This is a genomic window from Rathayibacter tanaceti (assembly GCF_001634385.1).
Lineage (GTDB): Bacteria > Actinomycetota > Actinomycetes > Actinomycetales > Microbacteriaceae > Rathayibacter > Rathayibacter tanaceti.
This window is the reverse complement of sequence record NZ_LIIN01000150.1, coordinates 1-5,826: the sequence shown is the minus strand read 5'-3', so window position 1 is coordinate 5,826 and position 5,826 is coordinate 1. Positions and strand designations below refer to the sequence as shown.

Here is a 5,826-nt window from a genome sequence, read left to right as displayed (position 1 = left end):
CCGGGTGCGGCCCCGGAGCGGTGCGCGGCTCGAGGCCGCGGCCGGCGAGGGCGGCGAGGGCGCGCTCGGGATCGGGCGTGACCAGCTCGACCGAGGCGGCGACGCCCCGGAGCTCGTCGAGGCCGCCCTGCGCGACCAGACGGCCCGTGCGCATCACGGCGGCGTGCGTGCAGATCTGCTCGATCTCGGCGAGGAGGTGGCTCGAGACCAGCACAGTCGTGCCGTCCTCGTTCAACCCGCGCACGAGGGAGCGGACCTCCCGCGTTCCCTGCGGATCGAGTCCGTTGGTCGGCTCGTCGAGCACGATCAGCTCGCGCGGGGAAAGCAGGGCGACGGCAATGCCGAGCCGCTGCTTCATGCCGAGGGAGTAGGAGCCGACTTTCTTGCGACCGGCGGCCGAGAGTCCCACGCGGGCGAGCGCCTCCGTCGCCCGCGCATCGCGCGTGCGAGAAGAGGTTCCGGGCTCGGCGGCGTCGAAGCGGCGCAGGTTCGCGACTCCCGTGAGGAACGGGTAGAAGCCCGGGCCTTCGACGAGGGCGCCGACCCGTGGCAGGACCTCGGCCGAGCGGCGGGGCATCGCAGAACCCAGAACCGTGATGGTCCCCTCGGTGGGCGCGGCCAGCCCGAGCAGCATCCGGATGGTCGTCGTCTTGCCCGAGCCGTTGGGCCCGAGGAAGCCGAAGACGGCTCCGCTCGGAACCACGAGATCGAGCGCGGAGACCGCCTCCTGACGGCCGAAGCGCTTGGTCAGGCCGCGGGTCTCGACGGCGAGCCCGGCCGTCGTCACCGAGCGGCAGCCGCGTCGCGCAGGGCCTCGACCGGGACGGAGCCGGCGAGCACGCGCCCGTCGTCGGTGAGGAGGACGGTCACCAGTGCGGACGAGAGCACCCGGCCGCCCTCGGTGGGCGTGGTGACGGCCTCGAGTGGGCCGAGCGCTCCAGGGTCTCCGGCGGGGAGCTCGACGATCGTGCCCCAGCCGGTGCCGGTCGTGGTGACGTCTTCGCGGTTCGTGTCGACGGGAGCATCGGGAGCGGGGGTCGGCGCGTCGGTCGTGCCCTGCTCGGGCGCACCCTGCTCGATCACTTCGGCGCCCGCAGGCGGCGTGAACGAGAAGAGCGAGGCATCCGGGGTGGAGAGGTCGATGCTCGTGTAGGCGATGCTGAAGGCGGGAGCGGTCGCGCCCCTGGCGGTCACGGCGACGCCGAGCGGGAGACCGGTCTCGCCGTCGACCGAGACGGTGGCGGAGCCGACCAGGGTGGTGCTGTCCCGCGGCGTCAGCACCAGCTCGTAGGCGTCGCGCCCGGCGACGCGCACATCGGAGCCGACGGCGACCGAGGTGGTCGGGTCGATCGAGGAGAGCAGGCGCTCAGCGGCGGCCGAGGGAGTCAGCACGCCGTCGACCGGAGCCTGCTCGGCGGGGGCGTCCGGGGAGGGTGCGGCGCCGTCCGGCGGAAGGACGTGCGTGGCGGAGTTCGCGTTCGAGTCGTAGACCCAGACGCCCCGCCGGGGGTGGCGATCACGTCGCGCTCGGCGAGGCGGTCGAGCACCTGGAAGCGCACGCCCTGCTCGGCATCGACGTAGACGCGCGCCTGGTGGGATCCGGTGGCGAACTCGACCAGGGCGTTCGTCGCGGAGGCGTCGGCTGCGGTGGGTGCCGTGGTCGCGAGCCCCGAGAGGTCCGGCAGCCCGAGGTCGGAGGTCTGCTGGATCTCTCCGGAGAACGCGGTCGTCTCGCTCTGGGCGACGAAGGCGAGGAGGTCTGCGGCCGACCTCTCGGGGAGGTCTCCCGCGGCAGTGGCGGAGAGGGGGAGGGCGACGGCCGCTGCGACGACGACCGCGGGGACGACGGCGACGGGCGTCCAGCGCTTCCAGTTGGTGCTCATGGGCGGGAACGCTACGCCTCGAACCGTCGAGGCGGCTGCGAATCCCACGGCGCTCCGGGAGCGCGCGACGGGGGTGCGGCCCGCGACGAGTCCGGGGATGATCGGGGCATGGACCTCCCGTTCGCGCTCCCGCTCGCCCCGATGCTCGCCAAGGCGGTGGCGGCGGTGCCGGCGCAGGACGCCGTCGCCGGCGGCTACTCCTACGAGCCGAAGTGGGACGGCTTCCGGGCGATCGTCTCGGTCGCCGGGGGCGAGTGCCGGATCGGCAGCCGCGGCTCGAAGCCGTTGACGCGGTACTTCCCGGAGCTGGTCGAGGCGTTCCTGCGGCTCCTGCCGGACGGTTGCGTCCTCGACGGCGAGATCGTAGTCGCGACCGGCGCCCCGGGTGCGCAGCGGCTCGACTGGGAGCTGCTCAGCCAGCGCATCCACCCCGCGGCCAGCCGGGTCGCGGTGCTGGCGGAGACGACGCCCGCGATGCTGGTCGCGTTCGACCTGCTGGCGCTCGACGGGCGGAGTCTGCTCGAGGAGCCGTACTCGGCGCGGCGGGAGGCGCTCGCCGCGCTGCTGACGGGTCTGCCGCATCCGCTCCACCTCGGACGCACGACGGCCGACGACGCGCTCGCGCGCGACTGGCTCGAGCGCTTCGAGGGAGCGGGACTGGACGGAGTCGTCGCGAAGCCCCTCGCCGCGCCCTACGCGCCCGGCAAGCGCACGATGCTGAAGGTCAAGCACCACCGCACGGCCGAGGTGGTCGCGATCGGCTACCGCGAGCACACCTCCCAGCCGGGCGTGGGGTCGATCCTGCTCGGGCTCTACGGCGACGACGGCGAGCTGCGCCAGGTGGGCGGAGCCTCCGCCTTCAGCGATGAGCGGCGGGTGCGGCTCGTCGAGGAGCTGACAGAGGCGGTCGAGCGCGACGACGCCGGAGACGCGGTGCGCGGCGACGGCGAGCGGAGCCGCTTCTCGGCGGGCCGAGACAGATCCTTCGTGCGCCTGCGGCCCGAGCGGGTGCTGGAGGTGCGCTACGACCAGCGCGAGGGCGCCCGATTCCGGCACACCGTGCAGTTCGAGCGCTGGCGGCCGGACCGCGACGCACGCTCGTGCACGCTGGAACAGCTGGAGCAGCCGACCGCGTACGACCTCGGCGACGTGCTGGGCTGAGCGGTCGGTCAGGCCTTCTTCGCGCGACTCGGCTGCACGCGGGGCGGCTCCCCCGGCATCTTGGGGAAGTCGGGCGGGAACGGAAGCTCGCCGTGCCCGTCGGCGAGGTCGCGCTCCCACCAGCCGAGCAACACGTCGAGACGCCCGGGCGATTCGTGCATCCGAGCCCACGGGTCGCCCCGCTCACCCAGCCGCGCTGGAACCGTGCGGACGGTGAACTCCCGCGGATCGACGCCGTCGAGTTCGTCCCACTCCAGCGGAGTCGAGACCGGAGCGTGCGCGAGGGGTCGCGGGCTGTAGGCGCCGGCCATGGTGCGATCGCGGTTCGCCTGGTTGAAGTCGACGAAGATCCGCTCGCCGCGCTCCTCCTTCCACCACGCGGTCGTGACCTGCGCGGGCATCCGCCGCTCGAGCTCGCGCGCCGCGGCGATGACCGCGTGCCGCACGTCGAGGAACTCGTGCTCGGCGATGATTGGCGCGAAGACGTGCAGTCCGCGGTTCCCGGAGGTCTTCACGAAGGACTCGAGCCCGGCCTCGCGCAGAACGTCGCGGAGGGCGTGCGCCGCGACGACGGCGTCGGCGACATCGGTGCCGGGCTGAGGGTCGAGGTCGATGCGGAGCTGGTCGGGCAGGTCGGGCGCCTCCGCGCGGGAGGCCCACGGATGGAACACGACGGTGTTCATCTGCGCCGCCCAGACTGCGGCGGCCGGCTCGTCGATGACGAGCTGCGGATGCACGCGCCCGCTCGGGTAAGTGACGGGAACGGAGCGCACGTACTCCGGCGCACCCTGGGGCGGGTTCTTCGAGAAGAACTGCGCGCCCTCGATCCCGGAGGAGAAGCGCTGGAGCGAGACGGGGCGGGAGCCGTTCGCCGCGACGAACGCCTCACCGACCTCGACGAGGTACTCGGCGACGTCGCGCTTGGTGATGCCCGACTCGGGGAAGAGGACGCGTCCGGGACTGGAGAGCCGCACCTCCCGATCGCCGTGCGGTCCGGGGACGGTGAGGACGACGGCGTCGCTGCTGGGCATCTGCTGAGGCTAGCCCGCACTGCCGCCGGGCGACAGGGGGCCGCCGGGCCGCCTGCGCAGCCGGATCGGGCCCTTGGCACGCGAGGGATCGATTACCTGGCCACCCTGCACGATGTCGATCTCGCCCCGGTCGACCAGACGGCGCGCGGCGCGGCGGACCGGCTCCATCAGCGGACGCCACTCCTCCCCGCCCACGCGGCGGGCGACCTCGGACGGGCAGGCGGTGGAGGAGGCGGCACGGGCGAGCAGGAGCGAGCGGATCTCGTCCTCGAGACGCGCCTCCTCCGGGCCGACCCCGCGGCGACGGCAGGCGTCGGAGCAGTAGCGGACCTCGTCCCAGTCGCGCGTCCACTTCGCGCGCCACTGGATCTCGCGGCCACAGGAGGCGCAGGTCTTGCTCTCGGGACGTGCGGCGGAGGTGCGCGGACGGTGGGCCATGCCCCCGAGTGTGCACGCGTCGGAGACGTGGGGCGACGGGTTGCGCTCGGGCGGGGTCGAGGGGGTGATCCGCACGATGTTCCGAGTGCTGTGAGGCGGAATCGCGGCGCGCCATCCCGCGGAGGGATCCCCTGCGGACCGGAAGGGGACGGTGACGACGAGGCGGGGCGGCGCGGAGTCGGCATCAGCGGAGGTGTCGGCGTCATACTCCGCAATGGGGCGCCCCTCCCCCGAGCGGTGCGACAGGCTGGAGGGGCCGCGCTGCGGCGCGACGGCGGACGACGCCCGCGCCGCACCCTCGATCGATCAGGAGCCCCCGATGAGCCGCGAGAACCTCGCCACCAGCGCCGATACCGAGCAGCACGCCTTCGCGGGGCTCTCGCCGGAGGAGTTCAAGCTGGCGTTCCGCAACCACGCCGCCGGAGTCGCGCTGATCACGGCGGACCCGGGGACCGGCCCCGTCGCCCTGACCGCGACGTCCGTCTTCTCCGTGAGCGCCGAGCCTCCGCTCTTCGTGTTCTCGCTGTCATCGGCGTCGTCGAGCTCGCCCGCGATCCAGGCCTCGGAGACGCTCGTCGTGCACCTGCTGGGCGCCGAGCAGCTCGACCTGGCGCGACTGGGCTCGACCAGTGGCATCGACCGCTTCGCCGACACGTCGCTCTGGTCGCGACTGCCCACGGGCGAACCGTACTTCCCGGGAGCGGCCGCGTGGATCCGCGGGACCGTCATCAACCGCATGGAGGCGGGATCATCGACGATCGTCGCGGTGCACGCGCTCGAGGCGCATGTGCCGGAGGACTCGGACACGACCGCTCCGCTCGTCTACCACAACCGCACCTGGCACCACCTCGGCGAGCACTCCCGCCTGGGCTGAAGCGCGCACCTCTCCGACCTGACACCCTCGCCGGCGCGAGACTCCAGACGTCGTCGTACTCGAACGTCGAGTACGACCACTCCTGCGTACTCGAAGGGGACGTGGCGGCAGAGGGCGGTCGGGCGGACCTGAGCGCCCCCGACACGGTGCGGTAGTCGACGCGACTACCGCAACGTGTGAGGAATCGGGGGGGGGGCGTCGCGCCTACGCGGACGGGCCGTCGCGACGGGGCGGCCGGGGGTGTTCGACCACTGCGACCAGGAGCCGGGGTACAGGCGGGGCGCGAATCCGGCGAGGGTCAGCGCGACGGCGTCGGCGGCGGCCGTCACCCCGGAGCCGCAGTAGACGCCGACGGGGGCGTCGGACCGCACGCCGATCGCCTCGAAGCGGGCGCGCAGATCCGACGACGGCAGGAAGCGCCCGTCGGGTCGACGTTGTC

The 5,826-nt window shown here is 73.5% G+C and carries 8 protein-coding genes; 2 read left to right on the top strand and 6 right to left on the bottom strand.

Features of this window, described 5'->3' with window-relative positions:
- From ACH61_RS13605 to ACH61_RS18560, 3 genes are all read right to left on the bottom strand, one after another.
- Window positions 1-787, bottom strand: a 787-nt coding sequence (locus tag ACH61_RS13605; RefSeq protein ID WP_068212963.1) for an ABC transporter ATP-binding protein, incomplete at its 3' end; no start/stop codon positions are given.
- Window positions 784-1,392, bottom strand: coding sequence for a LolA family protein (locus ACH61_RS18565; protein ID WP_236713695.1), 609 nt, complete (start codon window positions 1,390-1,392; stop codon window positions 784-786). The genes ACH61_RS13605 and ACH61_RS18565, both read right to left, overlap by 4 nt.
- On the bottom strand, window positions 1,386-1,883 hold the full coding sequence (locus ACH61_RS18560) for a hypothetical protein (protein WP_236713694.1): 498 nt from the start codon (window positions 1,881-1,883) through the stop codon (window positions 1,386-1,388). The genes ACH61_RS18565 and ACH61_RS18560 overlap by 7 nt, the downstream gene beginning before the upstream one ends.
- A gap of 108 nt (window positions 1,884-1,991) precedes the next feature.
- Between ACH61_RS18560 and ACH61_RS13595 the strand changes: the two genes are divergently transcribed.
- Window positions 1,992-3,044 (top strand): ATP-dependent DNA ligase, encoded by a 1,053-nt coding sequence (locus ACH61_RS13595; RefSeq protein ID WP_068212960.1) that lies wholly within the window; start codon window positions 1,992-1,994, stop codon window positions 3,042-3,044.
- Between the two features lie 8 nt (window positions 3,045-3,052).
- On the opposite strand, the gene ligD is transcribed toward ACH61_RS13595, so the two are convergent.
- Both ligD and ACH61_RS13585 read right to left on the bottom strand, forming a co-directional pair.
- The gene (gene ligD / locus ACH61_RS13590) at window positions 3,053-4,075 is read right to left on the bottom strand and encodes a non-homologous end-joining DNA ligase (protein ID WP_199220866.1); all 1,023 of its coding nucleotides are present in this window, start codon (window positions 4,073-4,075) and stop codon (window positions 3,053-3,055) included.
- A 9-nt stretch (window positions 4,076-4,084) separates the two neighbouring features.
- The gene (locus tag ACH61_RS13585; protein WP_068212966.1) at window positions 4,085-4,513 is read right to left on the bottom strand and encodes a DUF2256 and DUF3253 domain-containing protein; all 429 of its coding nucleotides are present in this window, start codon (window positions 4,511-4,513) and stop codon (window positions 4,085-4,087) included.
- A gap of 319 nt (window positions 4,514-4,832) precedes the next feature.
- Here ACH61_RS13585 and ACH61_RS13580 point away from each other — a divergent pair, with 319 nt between their 5' ends.
- On the top strand, window positions 4,833-5,387 hold the full coding sequence (locus ACH61_RS13580) for a flavin reductase family protein (protein ID WP_068212956.1): 555 nt from the start codon (window positions 4,833-4,835) through the stop codon (window positions 5,385-5,387).
- A 164-nt stretch (window positions 5,388-5,551) separates the two neighbouring features.
- On the opposite strand, the gene ACH61_RS13575 is transcribed toward ACH61_RS13580, so the two are convergent.
- On the bottom strand, window positions 5,552-5,826 hold a 275-nt coding region (locus ACH61_RS13575; RefSeq protein WP_269085085.1), incomplete at its 5' end, for a sulfurtransferase.